Origin of the sequence: Sphingomonas sp. R-74633 (genome assembly GCF_013416555.1) — a bacterium.
In the GTDB taxonomy this organism is placed as follows: domain Bacteria; phylum Pseudomonadota; class Alphaproteobacteria; order Sphingomonadales; family Sphingomonadaceae; genus Sphingomonas.
Genome location: NZ_JACCFG010000001.1, coordinates 781157 through 801307, shown reverse-complemented (window position 1 = coordinate 801307; position 20151 = coordinate 781157). Strand labels below are relative to the sequence as shown.

At 67.1% G+C, this 20151-nt stretch carries 23 protein-coding genes and 1 riboswitch; of the genes, 12 read left to right on the top strand and 11 right to left on the bottom strand.

All coding sequences use genetic code 11. The features are described 5' to 3' along the window. Positions 1–47 precede the first annotated feature (47 nt). The 6 genes from HZY97_RS03760 to HZY97_RS03735 all read right to left on the bottom strand — a co-directional run bounded on the left by HZY97_RS03760 (position 48) and on the right by HZY97_RS03735 (position 5841). Positions 48–971, bottom strand: coding sequence for a cobalamin-binding protein (locus HZY97_RS03760; RefSeq protein WP_180140702.1), 924 nt, complete (start codon positions 969–971; stop codon positions 48–50). Then, entirely contained in the window at positions 968–1483 is a 516-nt protein-coding gene (locus tag HZY97_RS03755) for a hypothetical protein (RefSeq protein ID WP_180140700.1), read from the bottom strand. The genes HZY97_RS03760 and HZY97_RS03755 overlap by 4 nt, the downstream gene beginning before the upstream one ends. 183 nt (positions 1484–1666) lie before the next feature. Continuing rightward, positions 1667–1887: riboswitch (cobalamin riboswitch) on the bottom strand. Positions 1888–1932: 45 nt separating this feature from the next. Further along, a complete protein-coding gene (locus HZY97_RS03750; RefSeq protein ID WP_180140699.1) occupies positions 1933–2874 on the bottom strand; it encodes a phosphatase PAP2 family protein in 942 nt (313 codons plus the stop codon). A gap of 167 nt (positions 2875–3041) precedes the next feature. Next, the gene (gene guaB, locus HZY97_RS03745; RefSeq protein ID WP_180140697.1) at positions 3042–4499 is read right to left on the bottom strand and encodes an IMP dehydrogenase; all 1458 of its coding nucleotides are present in this window, start codon (positions 4497–4499) and stop codon (positions 3042–3044) included. After that, positions 4468–4962, bottom strand: a complete 495-nt coding sequence (locus HZY97_RS03740) for a hypothetical protein (protein WP_180140695.1) — start codon at positions 4960–4962, stop codon at positions 4468–4470. Before HZY97_RS03740 ends, guaB begins: the two co-directional genes overlap by 32 nt. 66 nt (positions 4963–5028) lie before the next feature. After that, entirely contained in the window at positions 5029–5841 is an 813-nt protein-coding gene (locus HZY97_RS03735; RefSeq protein ID WP_180140693.1) for a CoA ester lyase, read from the bottom strand. A 63-nt stretch (positions 5842–5904) separates the two neighbouring features. Between HZY97_RS03735 and HZY97_RS03730 the strand changes: the two genes are divergently transcribed. The 4 genes from HZY97_RS03730 (at position 5905) to HZY97_RS03715 (ending at position 9555) form a co-directional block, all read left to right on the top strand. After that, positions 5905–6888 carry an SPFH domain-containing protein gene (locus HZY97_RS03730; RefSeq protein WP_180140691.1) on the top strand — a complete coding sequence of 328 codons (984 nt, stop codon included), beginning with the start codon at positions 5905–5907 and terminating at the stop codon, positions 6886–6888. Between the two features lies 1 nt (position 6889). Then, a complete protein-coding gene (locus tag HZY97_RS03725; protein WP_180140689.1) occupies positions 6890–7339 on the top strand; it encodes an NfeD family protein in 450 nt (149 codons plus the stop codon). Between the two features lie 21 nt (positions 7340–7360). Continuing rightward, the gene (locus HZY97_RS03720) at positions 7361–9181 is read left to right on the top strand and encodes a DUF885 family protein (RefSeq protein WP_180140687.1); all 1821 of its coding nucleotides are present in this window, start codon (positions 7361–7363) and stop codon (positions 9179–9181) included. Between the two features lie 68 nt (positions 9182–9249). Continuing rightward, positions 9250–9555 (top strand): DUF2809 domain-containing protein, encoded by a 306-nt coding sequence (locus HZY97_RS03715; RefSeq protein WP_218942858.1) that lies wholly within the window; start codon positions 9250–9252, stop codon positions 9553–9555. Between the two features lies 1 nt (position 9556). Here HZY97_RS03715 and HZY97_RS03710 read toward each other — a convergent pair whose 3' ends face one another. The 3 genes from HZY97_RS03710 to HZY97_RS03700 are packed head-to-tail and all read right to left on the bottom strand — an operon-like array spanning position 9557 to position 12016. Continuing rightward, a complete protein-coding gene (locus HZY97_RS03710) occupies positions 9557–9862 on the bottom strand; it encodes a hypothetical protein (RefSeq protein WP_180140685.1) in 306 nt (101 codons plus the stop codon). A gap of 58 nt (positions 9863–9920) precedes the next feature. Further along, positions 9921–10370 carry a hypothetical protein gene (locus HZY97_RS03705; protein ID WP_180140684.1) on the bottom strand — a complete coding sequence of 150 codons (450 nt, stop codon included), beginning with the start codon at positions 10368–10370 and terminating at the stop codon, positions 9921–9923. Between the two features lie 38 nt (positions 10371–10408). Further along, positions 10409–12016, bottom strand: a complete 1608-nt coding sequence (locus tag HZY97_RS03700) for a phosphoenolpyruvate carboxykinase (protein WP_180140682.1) — start codon at positions 12014–12016, stop codon at positions 10409–10411. A gap of 192 nt (positions 12017–12208) precedes the next feature. Between HZY97_RS03700 and HZY97_RS03695 the strand changes: the two genes are divergently transcribed. The 8 genes from HZY97_RS03695 to HZY97_RS03660 all read left to right on the top strand — a co-directional run bounded on the left by HZY97_RS03695 (position 12209) and on the right by HZY97_RS03660 (position 18097). Next, positions 12209–12916 (top strand): response regulator transcription factor, encoded by a 708-nt coding sequence (locus HZY97_RS03695; RefSeq protein WP_180140680.1) that lies wholly within the window; start codon positions 12209–12211, stop codon positions 12914–12916. Then, complete coding sequence (locus HZY97_RS03690; protein ID WP_180140678.1) at positions 12885–14465, top strand: stimulus-sensing domain-containing protein; 1581 nt, start codon at positions 12885–12887, stop codon at positions 14463–14465. The genes HZY97_RS03695 and HZY97_RS03690 overlap by 32 nt, the downstream gene beginning before the upstream one ends. Then, positions 14465–14893: an aldolase gene (locus tag HZY97_RS03685; protein ID WP_180140677.1), complete on the top strand. Its 429-nt coding sequence runs from the start codon at positions 14465–14467 to the stop codon at positions 14891–14893. Before HZY97_RS03690 ends, HZY97_RS03685 begins: the two co-directional genes overlap by 1 nt. Beyond that, the gene (gene rapZ, locus HZY97_RS03680) at positions 14890–15813 is read left to right on the top strand and encodes an RNase adapter RapZ (protein WP_180140675.1); all 924 of its coding nucleotides are present in this window, start codon (positions 14890–14892) and stop codon (positions 15811–15813) included. Before HZY97_RS03685 ends, rapZ begins: the two co-directional genes overlap by 4 nt. A gap of 1 nt (position 15814) precedes the next feature. Continuing rightward, positions 15815–16222, top strand: a complete 408-nt coding sequence (locus tag HZY97_RS03675; protein WP_180140673.1) for a PTS sugar transporter subunit IIA — start codon at positions 15815–15817, stop codon at positions 16220–16222. Next, positions 16219–16491: an HPr family phosphocarrier protein gene (locus HZY97_RS03670; RefSeq protein WP_180140671.1), complete on the top strand. Its 273-nt coding sequence runs from the start codon at positions 16219–16221 to the stop codon at positions 16489–16491. Before HZY97_RS03675 ends, HZY97_RS03670 begins: the two co-directional genes overlap by 4 nt. 32 nt (positions 16492–16523) lie before the next feature. Then, the gene (locus HZY97_RS03665; protein WP_180140669.1) at positions 16524–17324 is read left to right on the top strand and encodes an RNA methyltransferase; all 801 of its coding nucleotides are present in this window, start codon (positions 16524–16526) and stop codon (positions 17322–17324) included. A 77-nt stretch (positions 17325–17401) separates the two neighbouring features. Beyond that, a complete protein-coding gene (locus HZY97_RS03660; protein ID WP_180140667.1) occupies positions 17402–18097 on the top strand; it encodes an META domain-containing protein in 696 nt (231 codons plus the stop codon). A 6-nt stretch (positions 18098–18103) separates the two neighbouring features. Here HZY97_RS03660 and HZY97_RS03655 read toward each other — a convergent pair whose 3' ends face one another. Next, complete coding sequence (locus HZY97_RS03655; protein WP_180140665.1) at positions 18104–18787, bottom strand: tetratricopeptide repeat protein; 684 nt, start codon at positions 18785–18787, stop codon at positions 18104–18106. Positions 18788–18842: 55 nt separating this feature from the next. Beyond that, entirely contained in the window at positions 18843–20120 is a 1278-nt protein-coding gene (locus HZY97_RS03650) for a DNA recombination protein RmuC (RefSeq protein WP_257214859.1), read from the bottom strand. Between the last annotated feature and the right edge of the window lie 31 nt (positions 20121–20151).

The following is a 20151-nucleotide window of genomic DNA, read 5'->3' as shown; positions in this document are numbered from 1 at the left end:
TGCACCATAGGCAAGCCGTTTCGGCTTTGAACCCCTTACAGCGGCTTCTAAAACCGTTCCCACCCCATCCCGCCAAGCCGCGCATCCCCTGCCCAGGCATCGAATATCTCGGCGAGGATCTCCGCCGACTCCACCAGCCGCGGCCCGGGACGGTTGAAGAAGTGATGCCCGTCGGCGACGTAGACTTGGCCGCGGCGCACGGCGCCGATGCCGGCCCAGCGCGGGTCGCCGACCACGGCCTGGATGTCGGCGCGGCTCTGGGGGATCTGGTAGCCGCAGGGCATCAGCACGATCACGTCGGGGTCGCTCTCGACGAACACGTCCCAGTCGAGCCAGGGCGAGTGCTGGCCGGGGGTGCAGTATAGCGGCTCGCCGCCGGCGATCTGGATGAGCTCGGGGACCCAGTTGCCCGCCGCCATCAGCGGGTCGAACCATTCGATCGCGGCGACGCGTGGCATGAAGCCCCGCGCCATCGAGCGATCGCGGATCGCCTCCATCCGGCGGTCGAGCCCGAGCAGCGCCTTCTCGGCGGCGAACTCGCGGCCGGTCGCCGCGCCGACCGCGCGGAAATCGGCCCAGACGTCGCTCAGATTGTCGGGGGCGAGCGAGAGCAGGTTCGGCGCCATGCCCTGCCAGGCGCAGAGCGATTCCTCGAGGTCGGCGGGGGTGACCGCGCAGACCGCGCACTGGGTCTGGGTGAGGATCAGGTCGGGCTTGAGACTGCGCAGCAGCTCGGCATGGACTTCGTAGACCGACAGGCCCTGGCGCACGATTTCCTGCACGCGCCGGTCGATCTCGAGCGAGGTCAGGCCCTTTTCGAGCTTGGTGGCGGTGCAGACCGGCAGGTCACGGATGAAGGGCGGGAAGTCGCATTCGTGCGAACGTCCGACCAGCGCCTCGCCGAGCCCGAGCGAGACGGCGACTTCGGTGGCACTGGGCAGGAGCGAGACTATCCGGGGGGCGGCGCTCATGCGGCGGCGCGCGGTGCGGGCGCCCAGCCGGGGACGAAGCGGAGCACCGCTTCGCGGACGATAAGCAGGCCGGCGAGCCACAGGACCTCGTTCTTCGCCAGCAGCGCGACGATCGCCTGGGTGAAGGCGCCGGTGCCACCGCCGGCTGCGCCATAGGCGTAGAGCACCAGCTCATAGGCGACGAAGCCGAGGGCGGAGGCACCGAGCAGCGGCAACAGGCCGTGCGTGCGCTCGGTGACCGCGCGGATCGCGGCATAGGCGGCGAGCGCGGCGACGCCGATCGCTATGCCCCAGCCGAGCGTGGCGGCATCGAGCGGATAGTCGAGCAGCGTGAAGCCTATCGCCTGGTTTGCCGCCCAAGCGATGAGCATCGTCGTGATTCCCTCCCGGCGCGGCAGCGTGGACGCGGCCATCGCGGCGAGCGCGACAAAGGGCATCAGGCAGGCGGCGACCAGGCTGCCGCCGACGGTAGCGACGGCGAGTGCAGCCGACCAGGCGGCGCTGCGTTCCATGTGCATATACTCTTCCCCCAGCGCCGGGCGACGAAGGCGAAGGGGCGCCGCGCGATGCGCGGTGGTGCACGCGGTTCGGGAGGGCGCTTGTCCCCCGCTCCGGCGCAACCCTTGCGGCCCCGATGCCGCAGGTTCGTCGCTCAGACGGAGAGACCGTGCCGCGGCCATTCCCTGGACCAAGGCAAGAGCGACCGGTGCGCTGGCAGGTCTCCTGGCTCGCGGGTCACTGCCCGATGCACGGCCTTCCCGGAGAACCCTCCAGTGGCCGCTCCCTCATTGGGGAGCGCAGCGCATCGAACTCACCGCTTACAGTTGCAGGGACAGCCGCGGAATTGGGTGGATCGCTCCGCCCGCACCGCATTCCCTTTCAAGCCCTTTCGGGCACCGGCGCGATCATGCGAAGCGGTTGGAACCACTCCACGAAATGCGGATAGCCCAGCCGCGCCGCCCTAGGCAAGCGGGCGGGTGGTCCCGAAGCGCGCAATCAGCTTCGAGGCGCCGATCAGCCCGACCAGCGCCACCAGCGCGCCGATGATCATGTCGGAGAAATAATGGGTGCCTTCGACCGGCACCGAGAACAGCATCGCGACGCTAAGGCCGATCAGCGGCCAGCGCAGGTTGCCGGTGCGCCAGGCCATGGCGATGTAGAGGACGCCCGAGGCAGTGTGGAAGCTCGGGGCCGAGACCAGGCCGCGCAGCTCGTTCAAGTTGATCAGCGTGAACTGGTGGGCGCGCAGCGGCGGGATGATCGTCTCCTGCCAGATCGCGCTGCTCGGCATATAGGGGATCGTCCCCTTCCACAGATAGCTCAGCGGGCCGACCGCGGGCATGAAGATGTAGAGCGAGAGCGTCAGGATCGCGGAGAGCCAGAAGGCGGCGAGGAAACGGTGCGCGTCGCGGCGCTGGCCGCGCAAGGCATAGGTGGCGAGGATCGCCGCGGGGATCACATAGATGCTCTGATAGGCCGCGATACCGAGCAGCTGCAGGCTGCGGTGGCGGGCGGCGGCTTCGTACCAGGCCAGCCAGTCGAAATGGAGCGTCTCGTCGATGCGCTGGAGCCAGGCATCGGCAAAGCCGTGCGAGAGTGCTGCCAGGGGATAAGTGGTGACCGCGCCGATCAGCGACAGCGCCATGAAGAAGCCGACATATTGCGCGAACTCGGCGCCCGGCTTCGCCCAGCGGTGCTGCCGGGTCGCCAGCACGGGCTTGACCGCGAACAGCAGCGCGAGCGCGGCGAAATAGGGCAAGTTGCCCGGCCGCAGCAGGTCGACGCGGAGCCCAGTTTTCCAGAGCAGCGCGGTGCAGGCGAGAAGGCTCAGCCCGAGCGCGCCGAACAGCAGCGCGGGGGCGAAGCCGACGTCAGCGGGCTGCTCCGAAATGTTGAGAGACATCTCGGGCGCTGCGCTGGGAAGCGGTCGATGAAGGGCATAGGCCGGTACGGGCCCGAGGCGATCAAAACTGGACACTGACACCCGTGTTAGCGATTTGCCCAGCCCGCGCAATCACATCGCCCGAGGGCGATCGTGCCAGACTGGGGCCGCTGCGACGGAACGCCAGCTCAGCGCGTCGGATAGTTCGGCGCCTCTCGGGTGATCGTCACGTCGTGGACATGGCTTTCGCGCAGGCCCGCATTGGTGATGCGGACGAACCGGGCCTTTTTCTGGAAGTCCGGAATCGTCGCGGCGCCGACATAGCCCATCGACGCCTTCACGCCGCCGACCAGCTGGTGGATCACGTCCTTGGCCGGGCCCTTGAACGCGACCTGGCCCTCGATACCCTCGGGCACCAGCTTGAGCTGGTCCTTGACGTCCTGCTGGAAATAGCGGTCCGCCGAGCCGCGCGCCATCGCGCCGACCGAGCCCATGCCGCGGTAGGACTTGTAGGCGCGGCCCTGGTAGAGGAAGGTCTCGCCCGGCGCTTCTTCGGTACCCGCCAGCAGCGAGCCGATCATCGCGGTCGAGGCGCCGGCGGCAAGCGCCTTGGCGACATCGCCCGAAGTGCGGATGCCGCCATCGGCGACCACCGGCACGTCATGCTTCGACGCTTCATTGGCGGCTTCCATCACTGCGGTGAGCTGCGGCACGCCGACGCCGGCGACGACGCGGGTGGTGCAGATCGAGCCGGGGCCGATGCCGACCTTGATGCCGTCCGCGCCCGCGCCGATCAGTGCCTTGGCGGCCTCGGCGGTGGCGATATTGCCGGCGATGACCTGGACGCGGTTGGAGAGCTTCTTCACGCGCTCGACCGCGCGGCTGACCTCGACATTATGGCCGTGTGCGGTGTCGATCACAATCAGGTCGACTTCGGCATCGACCAGCGCCTCGGTGCGCGCAAAGCCCTTGTCGCCCACGGTGGTGGCGGCGGCGACGCAGAGGCGGCCGGCCGCATCCTTGGTCGCGTTCGGATAGTTCACGGCCTTCTCGATGTCCTTCACCGTGATCAGGCCGACGCAGCGATAGGCGTCGTCGACGACCAGCAGCTTCTCGATCCGGCGCTGGTGGAGCAGGCGGCGCGCCTCTTCCGAGCTGACGCCAGCGCGGACGGTGACGAGATTCTCATGCGTCATCAGCTCGGAGACGAGCTGGTCGGGACGCTCGGCGAAGCGGACGTCGCGGTTGGTGAGGATGCCGGCGAGCTTGCCGTTCGCCTCGACCACGGGGACGCCGCTGATCTTGTGCATCGCCATCAGCGCACGGGCTTCGGCCAGCGTGCCGTTCGGCGCCATGGTGATCGGGTTGACGACCATGCCGCTTTCGAAGCGCTTGACCAGGCGGACCGCCTCGACCTGCTCGTCGATGTCGAGATTGCGGTGGAGGACGCCGATGCCGCCGAGCTGCGCCATGACGATCGCCATGTCGGCTTCGGTGACGGTATCCATCGCCGAGGAAAGGATCGGAATGTTGAGCGAAAGGCCGCGCGTTACCCGCGTGCGGGTGTCGGCCATGCTCGGCAGGACTTCGGATTCCCCCGGATAAAGGAGAACGTCATCGAAGGTGAGGCCGAGGGGGATGTCCATGGGGTGCGCCAATGTCCTGATTCGGAAGTTGGCGGCCCATGTAACCGCGAGGGTCGGAAAGCGCTAGGGGGTCGGAGTCTGCGGACGTGCAAAGCAGCGCCTGCTCGATGACGATCTGGTGCCGGATGCTCCGCGACAGCGCCAGCGAGGCGCGGCAATAGCCCGGCCAGTCCTGCGTCAGCTTCTGCGGGCTCCAGGCACCGACATGCATCGTATATTCGATGCGGTTCTCGATGTTCGACTGGCGCAGCGCCGCGAATTGCTCGGCAACCGCGCCCGTCGCACGGCGCTCGCGCTCGTCGCACAGGGCATCGACCTTGTTGCGGCGCTCGCCATTGACCTTGGAGATATAGAGACGGACGCGCGACAGGCGCAGCGGATCGAGCTCCGGTTGCGAAACCAGCATCTCGATCTCGTCGAGCGCGGCGAGAAGGTCGCGGTGCAGCGTCGGAAGGTCAGCCATATCCCCTTTGTAGAGGGGAGATCGTTACAGAGGCGGATCGAGCCTCCGTAATGTTCCCATAGTGGATTAATCTGACGATCGTTCGAGCAAGGCGCGGGCCTGATCAACGTGCATCGTCTCGATCATCCGGCCCTGATAGCGCTCTGCTCCACCCGTCGCCGCGGCGATCAGCGCTCGGGCGTCTTCCAGCTCCCGCTCGCCGGGGCCGAAGGCGCCGGCGGCGATTGCGATCTGATTAGGATGGATCAGGCTCTTGCCGTCGAAGCCGAGCGCCCTGCCCTCGCGACATTCGGCGGCCAGGCCCTCAGGGTCATCGAGCTTGTTGAATACACCGTCGAGCGCCCAGACCTGGCTTGCCCGGGCGGCGAGCACGATCGTCTGGAGCGCGACCGACATTTGCGCGCGGCCGCTCGACGGCGGCAGGCGGAGCGAGGCGGCGAGATCGTTGGTGCCGGCGATCAGGCCGGAGACGCCGGGGACTGCCGCGATCTCGGCCGCGGCGAGAACGCCGAGCGGGGTCTCGATCATTGCGAGCAGCGGCTTGCCGAGCGCCTTTGACACTTGCGCGACGTCAGCTGCGCTCTCTGCCTTGGGCAGCACGGCGAAGTCGGCCAGCGAGGCAGCGACGGCAGTCACATCCTCCAGATGCTCGCCCGACTCGATCCCGTTCAGCCGGATCGCGGCGAGGCGCGGGCCGAAGCCCTCCGCCACAGCCGCCACCGCAGCGATGCGCGCCGTGCCCTTGTCCGCGTCCTTCACTGCATCTTCCAGATCGAGGATCACGAGATCGGCGGCGAGCCCTCGCGCCTTCTCGATCGCGCGCGGGTTCGAAGCCGGCAGAAATAGCGCGGTGCGCGGTGCGAGACGGGCTGTGGTCATGGCCCTTCTCTATGCTAGCAAGAGGCAAATCGTGAAGGGCCAAGAGTCTTAAGGGGGAGTCGGATGCTCGTACTCAATGTTTTCCTGGGCGCGGTGGCCGCCGTGGTCGTGCTCTACCTCTTCTCCAGCGTGACCATCGTCCGCCAGGGCTATCAGTACACGATCGAGCATTTCGGCCGCTTCACCAGCGTGGCGACGCCGGGCTTCAATTTCTTCCCCGCCTTTTTCTACCGGGTAGGCCGGCGGGTGAACATGATGGAGCAGGTGATCGACATCCCCGGCCAGGAGATCATCACCAAGGACAATGCGATGATCTCCACCGACGGCGTGGTGTTCTTCCAGGTCCTCGACGCCGCCAAGGCGGCCTATGAGGTCAGCGACCTCTATGTCGCGCTGCTCCAGCTCACGACGACCAACCTGCGCACCGTGATGGGCTCGATGGACCTCGACGAGACGCTGTCGAAGCGCGACGAGATCAATGCGCGGCTACTCTCGGTTGTCGATCATGCCACGACCCCCTGGGGCGTGAAGATCACCCGCGTCGAGATCAAGGACATCCGCCCGCCCGCCGACATCGTCAACGCGATGGGCCGCCAGATGAAGGCCGAGCGCGAGAAGCGCGCCAACATCCTCGAGGCCGAAGGCAGCCGCGCCGGCGCGATCCTGCGCGCCGAGGGCGAGAAACAGTCGAAGATCCTCGAGGCCGAGGGCCGGCGCGAAGCCGCGTTCCGCGACGCCGAGGCGCGCGAGCGCTCGGCCGAAGCCGAAGCCAAGGCGACCCAGCTCGTCTCGGATGCGATCGAGGCGGGTTCGAGCCAGTCGCTCAATTACTTCATCGCGCAGAAATATGTCGAGGCGGTCAGCAAGTTCGCGACCTCGCCCAATGCCAAGACGATCCTGTTCCCGGTCGAGGCGACGCAGCTGATCGGCACGCTGGGCGGGATTGGCGAGCTGGCCAAGGATGCGTTCGGCAATGGCGGCACGCCGCGTCCGCCGGCGCCCCCTGCCCCGTCGCGTCCGCGTCCGTTCGAGCCGAAGGAGGGCTGAGATGAACCTCAACGAGCTGCTCGCCGTGCCGGGCCTGGCCTGGCTGATCCTCGCCGCCCTGCTCGCCATTGCCGAGCTGCTGGCGCCGGGCATCTTCCTGGTGTTCGTCGCCGCCGGCGCCGCGGTGACGGGCATCGTCACGCTGCTCGTGCCGAATTTCGACATGGTGTTCCAGGTCTTCCTGTTCGCCGCTTCCTCGGCGGGGGCGGTGGCGGTCGGCCGGCGCTGGTATCGCAGGAACCCGGTACCGAGCGCCGATCCCTTGCTCAATGATCGTGTCGCCCGGCTGGTCGGCCAGGTCGTCACCGTGGTCGAGCCGATCGCCTCGGGCCAGGGCCGGGTGAAGGTGGGCGATGGCGAATGGATCGCCAACGGGCCGGACGCGCCCGCCGGCGCGCAGGTCCGCATCACCGGTGCACGGGGCGGCTCGCTCGACGTCGAGCCCGCCTGAGTTTTAGTCGAGGAATATCGAATGGACACCACTCGCCGCCAGTTGCTGCTCGGCGCGGGCTCGACGCTCGCGCTGGCCGGCGTCCCGCTTTCCGCCTGCGCCCGCGCCGCCGCGAATGACGGGCCGGCCCAGGCACTGATCGACCGGATCGCCGAGCAGATGCTGCGCGACTATCCCGAGACCGCGACGACGCTCGGCGTCGACAAGGGCAAGCGCGCCGACCTGAAGCACCAGCTGATGGACCGCTCGCTCAAGGGGCAGGCCAGGATCGCGGCGAACCTGCGAAAGGCGCTGGCGGACATCGCGAAGCTCGATCTCAACGCGCTGAGCCCGGCGATGCGCACGCATATCGATGTGGTCCAGGCGAGCTTCTCCAACGCGCTGCAGGGCTTTGCCTTCGGCTATGGCGATGTCGCCACGGGCAGCTGGCGCAACTCGCCTTATGTGGTGGTGCAGAATGTTGGCGCGTTCCTCGACACGCCGCGGATGCTCGACAGCGACCACCAGGTCGCGAATGTGGAGGACGCCGAAGCCTATCTCGACCGGCTGGAAAGCTATGCCGAGCAGCTGGACGGCGAGACCGAGCGGCTGAAGCGCGCCGCGGCCAAGGGTGTGATCGCGCCCGACTTCCTGCTCGACAAATGCCTGAAGCAGATCAAGCTGGCGCGCAGCGGCAATCCTGCCGGCTGGGGCGTGGTGACGTCGCTCGCCAATCGCACCGCGGGGATGGATGGCGATTTCGGCGAACATGCCTGGATGCTCGCCAAGGACAAGCTGACCCCGGCGCTCGACCGCCAGATCGCCGAGCTGGAGAAGCACCGCAAGCGCGCGACCAGCGATGCCGGCGTGTGGAAGTTCGCCGATGGCGAGGCCTATTATGCCTGGGCGCTGAGCGCCGGCACGACCACGACGATGAAGCCGGAGGAGGTCCACCAGATGGGCCTCGACCAGCTTGCGAAGATCCAGTCCGAGATGGACGCGATCCTCAAGAAGGAAGGCTATTCGCAAGGGTCGGTCGGCGCGCGGATGGAAGCGCTGGGCAAGGATCCGCGCTTCACCTTCCCCGACAATGATGCCGGGCGCGCCGAGATCATCAAGTTCATGCAGGACCGCGTCGCCGATATTCGCGGGCGGATGCCGCAGGCATTCCACACGCTGGTGAAGGGCAATCTCGAGGTGCGCCGCTTGCCGCTCGAGGAAGAGCCGGGCGCGCCGGGGGCCTATGGCGGCGCCGGATCGATCGACGGGACGGTGCCGGGGAAGATCTGGCTCAACCTGCGCACAACCAAGCTGCACACGCGCTTCTCGCTGCCCGACCTCGCCTATCACGAGGGCATTCCGGGGCATGTCTGGCAGGGCGAGTACGCCAACAAGATGCCGCTGATCCGCTCCATCCTGGCGTTCAACGCCTATTCGGAAGGCTGGGCGCTCTATGCCGAGCAGCTGGCCGACGAGCTGGGCGTCTATGCCGAGAACCCGGCGGAGAAGCTCGGCTATCTCCAGTCGATGGGCTTCCGCGCCTGCCGGCTGGTGGTCGATACCGGGCTGCACGCCAAGCGCTGGACGCGGCAGCAGGCGATCGACTGGTTTGTCACCAATAACGGGTCTTCGGTCGAGGAAGTCTCGGGCGAGGTCGACCGCTATTGCTCCTGGCCGGGCCAGGCCTGCGGCTACAAGGTAGGCCAGAGCGCGATCGTGAAGCTGCGCGAGAAGGCGCAGGCGGCGCTGGGCGACCGCTATGACTTCCGCGCGTTCAACGATGCCGTGGTGCTGGGCGGCAACGTGCCGATGACAGTGCTCGGCCATGTGATCGATCGCCACATCGCGGAGCGTAAGGGCTGACCTGGCGCTGGGGATATGCCGCTGCGGCGGCTTCGCTGTTCCTTGTCGAGGTAGGGATCGCGCTGTTCGTGCGCGACCGCTTCGTGCGGCCCTATCTCGGTGACGTGCTGGCCGTGGTGCTGGTCTATTGCGGGCTGCGCACGGTGCTGCCGCTCCGACCGGTGGCCACGGCCGCGCTGGCGTTCGGGATCGCGGCGCTGATCGAGTTCGGGCAGGCGATCCATGTCCTCGACCTGCTCGGGCTGCACAACAGGGTCCTGCGCGTACTGCTGGGCGGCAGCTTCGAGTGGCTGGACTTCGTCGCCTATGCGGCCGGTGCCGCGCTGGCGCTGGCCGGGGAGCGGATCATCGCCCGCGCCCCGGCGCGCCCCTAACTCAGCTCTTGCCGAACAGCCCGCCGAGCTGACCGAGCACGCTGCCGCCCTCGGTGTTCAGCAGATTGGCGAAATGGCCGAGCGAGCCTTCGCCGCCGATATGGCCGATAATCTCCTGGAGCTTCTCCACCGGCAGGCCGGTCGACGCGGCTGCGCCCTCGGCGGTGTCGGTATCCATCGGGTGGAACTTGGCGAGCGCCTGCACGGCCTGCTCGACATGCTCGGGCGAAAGACCGACCTTGGCCGCCAGATTGGCGACGTCCACATTCTGCGTGACCTGGCCGAGGATGCCGTCGAGGATGCTCATGGGTTTACTCCCGTTACGAGGGTTCGGAACGGGAGCGTATCTACCACGCACGCGCGGCTTAGCCCATCGGCAACGGTGCCCGATCCGGCGGAACGAAGCCCCGGCGCGCCGGGACGGAGAAGAGCAGCTCGCGGCTGTAGAAGCCAAGCGGCCAGTCGCGGCGGCCCATCGGGGACTGGAGCAGCGCGTTGACGCGCGCGGCAAGGCCGGTTTCCTCGGTCTGGCCGAGGAACAGGCGGGCCCCGGCGACATAGGCGCGGGTGATCGTGTCGTGATAGCCGCCCTGATCGTCATTCACCCCGCCGACGCTCTCGTTGAAGCGTGAGATCAGGCCGGCGATCTCGGCGTCGAGGTCAATATCCGAGCGTTCGGCGAGCAAATAGAGGCAGGCCGCGAGATGCGCCTCGTGCGTCCACTCCTCTTTGGCGAGCGAGCGGGCGAGCAGGCCTTCGCCGAGATGCGCGATCTCGGCGTCGGTGGCGAACAGTCTTGGCGAGAACTCGGTCATCGATCGGGCTCCTATCGCCCGATCGATGACCGGGCCAGCTATGCGGTGACCTTGGGTGCAGCTTCGCGCACCCCGGCATCTACGTGATCCGCGAATTGGGCGAAGTTCTCGACGAACTGGTCGACCAGCCGGCCGGCCGTGGCGTCATAGTCCGCCTTGTTTTGCCAGGTCGCCCGCGGGTCGAGGATCGCGCTGTCGACGCCGTTGACCGCGACGGGGACCATGAAGCCGAAATTCGGATCCTTGCGGAACTCGGCCTGGGCCAGGCTGCCGTCGAGCGCAGCGTTGAGCAGCGCGCGGGTCACCTTGATCGGCATGCGCTTGATACCCGGATCGGTGGCCCGCCCGCCGCTCCAGCCGGTATTGACCAGCCAGCAATCGACCTGCCCCGCGGCGATCCGCTCCTTGAGGAGGTTGCCATACACTGCCGGGTGACGCGGCATGAAGGCGGCGCCGAAGCAGGTCGAGAAGGTCGCCTCGGGCTCGGTCACCCCGATCTCGGTGCCGGCGACCTTGGCGGTGTAGCCCGAGAGGAAGTGGTACATCGCCTGGTCGGGCGTGAGCTTCGCGATCGGCGGCATCACCCCGAACGCGTCTGCGGTCAGGAAAATGATGTTGCGCGGCACCGGCCCGAGATTGCGCTCGGAGGTGTTGGGGATGAAGTCGATCGGATAGGCGCCGCGGCTGTTCTCCGCGAGGCTGTTGTCGGCAAAGTCGAGCGTGCGGCTTGCCTCGTCCATCACGACATTCTCGAGCACCGTGCCGAAGCGCCTGGTGGTCGCGAAGATCTCCGGCTCGGCTTCGGCCGAGAGGTTGATCATCTTGGCGTAGCAGCCGCCCTCGAAATTGAAGACCGCCGTGTCCGACCAGCCATGCTCGTCATCGCCGATCAGCGTGCGGCTGGCATCGGCCGAGAGCGTAGTCTTGCCCGTGCCGCTGAGGCCGAAGAACACTGCAGTGTCCCCGTTCGGGCCGATATTGGCCGAACAGTGCATCGGCATGATGCCGTCCTTCGGCAGCAGATAGTTGAGCAGCCCGAACACGCTCTTCTTCATCTCGCCCGCATAGGCGGTGCCGCCGATCAGGATCAGCTTCTCGGTGAAGTTGACGGCGATCACCGTCTCGCTGCGGCAACCATGGCGCTCAGGGTCGGCGCGAAAGCTCGGCAGGTCGATGATCGTATATTCGGGCTGGAAGCCGGCGAGCTCGGCGCCCTCGGGGCGGACGAGCAGCGTGCGGATGAACAGATTATGCCAGGCCAGCTCGTTGATCACGCGGACATTGACGCGGTGCTCGGGCTGCGAGCCGCCGTACAGGTCCTGGACGTAGAGCGTGTCGCGCTGCGCCAGCTCGGCGAGGAAATCCTCCTTGAGCGCGGCGAAATGGCCCGAAGTCATCCCCTTGTTGACGTTGCCCCACCAGACGCTGTCCTCGGTAGTGGCATCGCGGACGATGAACTTGTCCTTGGCGCTGCGGCCGGTGTGCTTGCCGGTGGTGACGACCAGCGGGCCGTCCTTGGCAAGCTTGCCCTCGCCGCGTCGCACGGCGTGCTCCACGAGCTGGGCGGTTTCGAGATTCCAGAAAAGTTCAGCGCCGGTCCCGATGCCCATGGCATCGAGACCGTTGCGCGGCGTGCGCTCGGTCAAAATCGGCCTCCGTCTCCATGCACCCTGGTGGGTGTCTCTTGCCGGGGCTGTTGCCGCCCCGTGCAATATTATTGCGTGGCCATAGGCCCGCGCCGGAAAGGGGGTCAACCCGAGTAAACGTTGTCAGGCGATTGAGCGGTAAAGAAGTTTCGGTTACGCCGTTAGATCAATGGTTCCGAGTGCCCAAAACGCATGACTGCAACGATCGCGCTGGTCGATGACGACCGCAATATCCTGACCTCCGTCTCGATCGCCCTCCAGACCGAGGGTTTTCTGACGCGTGTCTATTCGGATGGCGAGAGCGCACTGAAGGCGCTGATCGACAATCCGCCCGATCTGGCGGTGCTCGACATCAAGATGCCGAAGATGGACGGGCTGGAGCTGCTGCGGCGCCTGCGCGAGAAAAGCTCGATCCCCGTCATCTTCCTGACCAGCAAGGACGATGAGCTGGACGAGGCGCTGGGCCTGGCAATGGGCGCGGACGATTATATCGCCAAGCCGTTCAGCCAGCGCCTGCTGATCGCCCGCATCCGCGCGATCCTGCGCCGCACCGAAGTCGCCCAGCCCACCGCCGAGGGCGGTGAGGAAACCCCCGCCGAAGTGCTCGAGCGTGGCCGGCTGGTGATGGATCCGGCACGCCACCGCGTGACCTGGAGCGGGACCAACGTGACGCTGACCGTCACCGAATTCCTGATTCTCGAGACGCTCGCGCAGCGCCCGGGCATCGTGAAAACCCGCAACCAGCTGATGGATGCCGCCTATCAGGACGACATCTATGTCGATGACCGAACCATCGACAGCCACATCAAGCGCGTCCGCCGCAAATTCCGGCAGGTCGATCCGGAATTCGATGCTATCGAGACGCTCTATGGCGCGGGCTACCGGTTCTCGGACGAATAGGGACGAGCGCGACCTCGCGCTCAAATGGTCCAATCGCGTCAGCCTGACGCCACGCATCCTCGCGGTGAACATCTTCGCGCTGGCGCTGCTGGGCGGCGGCTTCTCCTACCTCGACTCGTACCGCAGCCGGATCGTCGACAGCCGGGTGGAACAGGCCGGTCGCGAGGTCCGGCTGATCGCGCAGGCGCTGGCCTCGGCCAAGGACGAGAAGCGCCGCGACCTGCTGGTGCTCAGCCTGGCGCGCGACACCGGCACGCGGATCCGACTGTACGACGAGAAGGGTAAGCTGCTCTCGGACAGCAAGACATTGGGCCTGCGCAACGTCGTGCTGCGCGATCCGGACAAGGATCCCTGGGGGCTGGAGGCGGCGCGGTTCCTCGATGCGGTGATCGATACGGTGGCGGGTGCCGACCGCGCCCCGCTCTACCGCGAACGCGCGGCGGACATGGGCCTCGACTGGCCCGATGTGCGCACCGCGCTCTCGGCGCATGGCACGCCCGCCACCGTGTGGCGCGCACCCGATCGCACCCCGGTGATCACCGCCGCCGCGCCGATCACCGAGCTGGGCGTGGTGATGACCACGGTCAACGCGCGTGACATCACTCAGACCGTTCGCGCCGAGCGCTTCCGGCTGGGCATGGTGCTGCTGTTCGTCTCGGTCTTCTCGATCCTGCTCTCGCTGTTCCTCGCCCGGACGATCGTGCGGCCGCTGCGCCTGCTCGCCCGCGCAGCGATCCGGGTGCGGCTGGGGCGTGCCCGCGAAGTGGTGGTGCCGCGGCTGCCCGACCGCAGCGACGAGATCGGACTGCTCGCCCGCGCGCTGTCCGACATGACGGGCGCCCTGCGTGCCCGGATCGACGCAACCGAGGCGTTCGCCGCCGACGTGACGCACGAGCTCAAGAACCCCCTCGCCTCGCTCCGCTCCGCGGTCGACAGCCTGGCGGCGGTGAAGAAGAAGGAGCATCGCGACCAGCTGCTCGAGATCGTGCGCGACGATGTGCTGCGGCTCGACCGGCTGATCACCGATATTTCCGAGGCGTCGCGACTCGACGCACAGCTGAGCCGCGCCACCTTCGAGCCCGTCGACATCGGCACGATGATCCAGGCGCTGCTCGACCAGCGCGAGGCGCGCGGCATTCCCGGCGGCATCCGCATCGCCTTTGACCGCGGCCGGGGGGCCGAGCTGACCGTGCTCGGCGAAGGGGCGCGGCTGGAGCGCGTGTTCGAGAACCTCATCGAGAACGCCATCTCCTTCTCGCCGCCCAAGGGCCTGATCGCGATCTCGGCATCGAGTGACGATGAATATCTGACGATCCGGGTGGAGGACGAAGGTCCCGGCGTGCCCGAGGAAGCGCGCGAGAACATCTTCCGCCGCTTCCACACCGTGCGCCCGCAGGAAGAAGCGTTCGGCCAGCATTCCGGGCTGGGGCTTGCCATCGCCCGCACGATCGTTGAGGGCCACCAGGGGAATATTTCAGTCGAATCGCGGGAGGATCGATTGAGCGGGGCACGATTCGTCGTCCATCTGCCATTGGCGGGACGCATTTGATGGCCGAACTGTCTTCAGAGACGATCCAGGGCGCCTGTGTGGCGATCGATGGCCGCGGCGTGCTGATCGAAGCCCGCGACGACGCCCAGCGCACCGACCTCCTCCTGCGCCTGCTCGATCGCGGCGCTGTGCTGGTCTCCGATGCCCGCACTGCCTGTACCCGGAGCGGCTCCAATCTGCAGGCCACCGCGCCCGCCGGCACCGGGGGGCAGGTAGAGATTCGCGGCATCGGCGCGGTGAAGAAGGAGAGCCTCGCCGAAGTGAGCGTGGCATTGATCGCCGTCGTGCTCGACGCCGCGCCGCGCCTGCCCGAGGATCGCCGCTTCCGGAACATCGCCGGCATCGCGGTGCCCGTGCTGGCGCTCGGCCCGTCCGAGCCCGCTGCGCCGATCAAGGTCGAATATGCGCTGAAGGCATTCGCGCAGTGAGCAAACCCAAGCAGATCCTGCTCGTCACCGGCATGTCCGGCGCCGGCAAGTCGACGGTGCTGCGCACGCTCGAGGATCTGGGCTGGGAGATCGTCGACAATCTGCCGCTGCTGCTGCTCAACCGGCTGCTCGACACCGCGCCGGCGGAAGTGGAAGACGACCGCCCGCTCGCGATCGGCATCGGCACCACGACGCGCGGCTTCGACCCCGAGAGCATCGTGCGGCGCATCAAGAAGCTGCGCGAGAATCACGGCCATGACGTCGGCACGCTGTTCCTCGAATGCTCGGGCGCCGAGCTCGAGCGGCGCTATTCGGAGACGCGGCGGCGCCATCCCATGGCGCAGGACCGGCCGGCGCAGGACGGGATCGCCCATGAACGCGAACTGCTGACGCCGCTCAGGCGCTGGGCGAACCGCCTGATCGACACGACCGATCTCAGCTCGAACGAATTGGCCCAGCAGATCCGCACCACCTTTTCGGGCGAGGGCCTGGGCGAGACGGTGATCTCGGTGGTGTCGTTCGGCTTCGCCCGCGGCCTGCCGCGCGACGCCGACCTGGTGTTCGACATGCGTTTCCTGCGCAATCCGCACTGGGTGCCCGAGCTGCGCCCCGGCACGGGCAAGGACGCCGATGTTTCCGCCTATATCGCGGCCGATCCCGCCTATCCGGCGGCGATGGAGCAGATCGAGTCGCTGCTGCTCCTGCTGCTCCCGCGCTACCAGGCCGAGGGCAAGGCATATGTTACGATAGCGTTCGGATGCACGGGGGGCCGTCACCGCTCGGTCCATGTCGCCGAACGGATGGCCACGCGGTTGCGCGGCGCAGGTTTTTCGCCCACGGTGACGCATCGTGATACGAAGACCGCGCCGCAGGACTCGCTGGAGGGGCACCCGGTGACCGTGGCAGGGGGCGGAGTTTGAGATGATCGGTTTGGTGCTCGTGACGCACGGACGACTCGCAGAGGAGTTCGTAGTCGCGATGGAGCATGTGGTGGGCAAACAGGAGCAGATCGCATCGATCTGCATCGGCCCCGAAGATGATATGGAAGGTCGCCGCGCGGACATCGCCGAGGCGATCAAGAGCGTCGATTCGGGTCGCGGGGTGATCGTGCTGAGCGATCTGTTCGGCGGCACGCCGTCGAATCTCGCCATCTCGCTGATGGAAGCGGGCCGGGTCGAGGTGATCGCCGGGATCAACCTGCCGATGCTGATCCGCCTGGGCAGCGCGCGCAAGACGATGAAGGTCACTGAAGCCGTGGCCGCGGCGCGCGATGCCGGCCGCAAATACATCACCGTCGCATCCGAAGTCCTGGGAGAGGCTGCCGCTTGAGTCGCACGATCCGAACCGTCACGATCGAGAACAAGCGCGGCCTGCACGCGCGCGCCTCCATGGCCTTCGTGACCCTCGCCACCGCCCAGCCGGTCGAACTCACCGTCGAGAAGGACGGCAATACCGCCTCGGGCACATCGATCCTCGATCTGATGATGCTCGGCGCCGCCAAGGGCGACACGATCGCGATCAGCGCGGAGGGCGACGGCGCCGATGGCGCGGTGCAGGCACTGGTCGAGCTGGTCGAGGCGCGGTTCAACGAGGAATAGCCTCGGGGGCGTGGAGTAGCTAAGGGCAGCCGATGCCACGCGAAATCACTGCCTTTTCCAACCCCCTCATCAAGCGTGTCCGCAACCTGCGCGACAAGAAGCACCGGCGCGAGGAAGGGCTGTTCCTCGCCGAGGGGCTGCGCATCCTCACCGAAGCGCATGAGGCCGGGCGGGTTCCGGAATATCTGTTCTTCTCGAAGGACATGGCGGGCCATGCTCTGGTCCGGTCGCTGGTCGACGCTACCGAAGCGGCGGGCGGCTGGGCAGTCGAGACCAATGCCGACATCCTCTCCAAGCTCTCGGGCAAGGACAATCCCGGTGTCGTCATCGGCGTCTATCCCGAATTCGCCGTCACGCTGGCCGATCTCGACCGGAGCAAGGCGGGCATCTGGCTGGTCGCCGAGCGGCTGCGCGATCCGGGCAACATGGGCACCATCCTGCGCACCGCCGATGCGGTGGGTGCCGGCGGGCTGATCCTGATCGACGACTGTGTCGATCCCTTTTCGGTCGAGGCGGTGCGGGCCAGCATGGGAGCGCTGTTCACCGTGCCGGTGGCGCGATCGAGCTGGGGCGACTTCCTCGTCTGGCTGCGCAAGGGGCCGGGCCAGCTGGTCGGGCTCAGCCTCGACACCGAGCATGACTATCGCAGCCCCCACTACCAGGCGCCGACCTTCCTGCTCACCGGCAACGAGGCGCAGGGCATGCCGGGCTTCATGGCCGAGGCGTGCGACCTGCTGGTCAAGATCCCGATGCTCGGCAAGGCGGACAGCCTGAACGCCGCGATCGCCACTGCGGTCATGGCCTATGAAGTGCTCGGCCAGCAGCGAAGCTGAACGGCAGCTAATCGTTACGGCCATGGAGCGTTCAGCCGCTCCGGTGCATTGCGCTTCTCGAAAGAGGAGTGAATCCAATGCGTATCCCCACCATCGCCGCCGCCAGCCTGATCGCGCTGACTGCCCTGCCCGCCGCCGCCCAGGCGCAGGCCGATTATCGCGCCTCCGGCACCGAGCCGTTCTGGAGCCTGACCATCGGCGCCCGGACGATGCGCTTCGAGGCGCCGGGCCGCCCGCCGGTGAGCGTGGCGACGCCGCGGGTGATCCACGGCTTTGCCGGCGAGATCTGGCAGACGCGCCGGATCAACGTGAACACCAACCACATCAAGTGCAGCGACGGGATGAGCGACCGCACCTATCCCGACACCGTGACCGTCACCGTCGACGGGCGCAGCTATAAGGGCTGCGGCGGTGAGCCCCGCGCCCTGCCCGCCGCAAGCCCGGTCGAGGGCAATTGGCGGATCGAGGCGCTGAACGGGCGCCCCGTTGCCCGCGGTACCAGCCCGACCGTGTCCTTCGACAACGGCCGCATCTCGGGCAATGCGAGCTGCAACCGCTTCAACGGCAACTTCCGCTTCGAGCGCGGCCGGCTGACCGCGGGGCCGCTGGCCAGCACCCGCATGGCCTGCACCGACCGGACGCGGAACCAGCAGGAACAGGCCATCCTCAACCTGTTCGGCGACCGGCTGACCGTGTCGAGCAACCGACAGGGCAAGCTGGTGCTCTCCGGCACCCGCGGCCGCACGCTGACGCTGGTCCGCGCACGGCCGTAACCCCGGCTAGCTCGCCTTTTTCTTCGCCTTCTCGTCGAGGATATACTGAAGCTCGTCCTTCACCTTCTGATCGTCGGGCGTCAGCGTAAGGCATTTGCGCAGATAGATTTCGGCCTGATCGAGCTGGCCCAGCTCGATCAGGTCATAGGCCATGCCGAACCAGGCGCGGCGCAGCGACTTGACCTGGCGCTCGCCGCTCTCGCGCTTCGCCGCATCCGCAGCGCGGGCGTAGAGATCATAGGAGCGCTGCCACTGCTTCTGCGCCTGATAGGCATAGCCGAGCTCGGACAGATAATGCGGATGGAGCGGCGCCATCGTCACCGCACGTTCAAGGAACAGCACCGACCCGTCGAGCTGGTTCAGATCGATCATCGCGAAACCCTTGGCCCAAAGCGCGATGCACCAGCCACCCTCGACCAGCGTCGCGCTCTTGCCGCCCGGCAGCGCGGCATAGGCGGCGGTCTCATAGTCCTCGACCTTGCAGAGCTTCTGCGTATCGCCGGGATAGGCAGCCTGATATTCGACGATCAGCGGATTGAGCTTGTCGACCGCCTGTTGCGGCTGGCCGCCCTGGATCAGCTGGATGATCTCGCTGAGCCGGCTGTCGCGGGCAGTCTCCGCGGGGCTCTGCTGGGCAAAGGCGGTGCCGACGGACGTCGTGGCAAGCAAGAGTGCAAGTGCAAGCTTCATCGAAATCCCCCTCTTCGATTGTCTCTCAAAGCCTAGCCCGACTTTGACGCCATGGCTATTCCGCAGCTTCCGCTTCGTCCGCCGGCCCAGTCACCAGCTTGGTAAGCGGACGCGGCGCGGTCTCGACCATCGGTAGCGGCTCGATCTCCTTGGCGCCGCTCGACACTTCGAGCGCCTCGAAGCGCTTGGCCTGGCTCATCACCTGGCTCTCCAGGCTGCCGACCATTGCGTTGTATGCACCGTTCGCCAGTTCGAGATTGCGGCCCATCTTCGCGACATGGCTGCCCATCGTGGCCAGGCGCGAATGGAGCTCCTTGCCGAGCCGGGCGATCTCGGCCGCCTCTTCGGCGAGCTTCTCCTGCCGCCAGACGCTGGCGACGGTGCGCGCGATCGCGACGAGGTTGGTCGGCGTGGCGAGCAGCACGCGGCGCTCGAATGCCCATTCCCACAGCGCATCGTCCTGCTCGAGCGCGGCGGTGAGGAAATGCTCGCCCGGGATGTAGAGGATCACATAATCGGCGGCGTCGCCGAACTGCGCCCAGTAATTCTTCGAGCCGAGCTGCTCGGCATGGCGGCGGATCGCGGTTGCGTGGGCGACGAGGTGCGCGGTGCGGCTGGCCTCGTCATGCGCCTCGCTGGCATCGAGAAAGGCATTGAGCGAGCATTTCGCGTCGATGATCAGCTTCTTGCCGCCGGGCAGGCGGACGATCACGTCAGGGCGCAGTCGCCCATCCTCGGTGTTGACCGAGACTTCGGTCTGGAAATCGGCGTGCTGCGAGAGGCCGGCCTGTTCGAGGACGTTGCGCAAGCTCTGCTCGCCCCAGCGGCCGCGCGCCTTGGGGCTGGCGCGCAGCGCATTGACCAGCTTGGCGGTCTCGTCGCGCACCTGGGTGTGACCGGCATGCAGCGTCTGCACCGCCTCGCGCAGCGCCTGATAGCTGCCCACCCGCTCCTTCTCGACTTCGCTCAGCCCCTGTTGATAGCGCTGGAGCGTCTCCTGCACCGGGCTGAGCAGCGCCTTCATCTTCGCCTCATTGCTCTCGCCCGCCTGGGCGAAGCGCTGGTCGGCGCGCTCGAGGAAGCTTTTCTGCGATTCGCCGAGGATGCGGTGCGCCAGCTCGGCGAAGCGCGACTCCATGCCGCTGGTCTCGGCCTTGAGCCCGGCCAGCTCGATCTGGGCACGGCCGAGCTCGGCGGCGGCGGTCTTGAACTCCGCCTCGCGCTGGTCGCGCTCCGAGCGCATCTGCGAAGCCGGGCGGCCGCCCAGGAACATGCCGAGGCCAAGCCCGATTACGAGCGCGGCAACCGCGATCACTAGCGCCAGCAAATCCAACAAAGCCTCCCCGGAAAGTCACGAAAGTCAC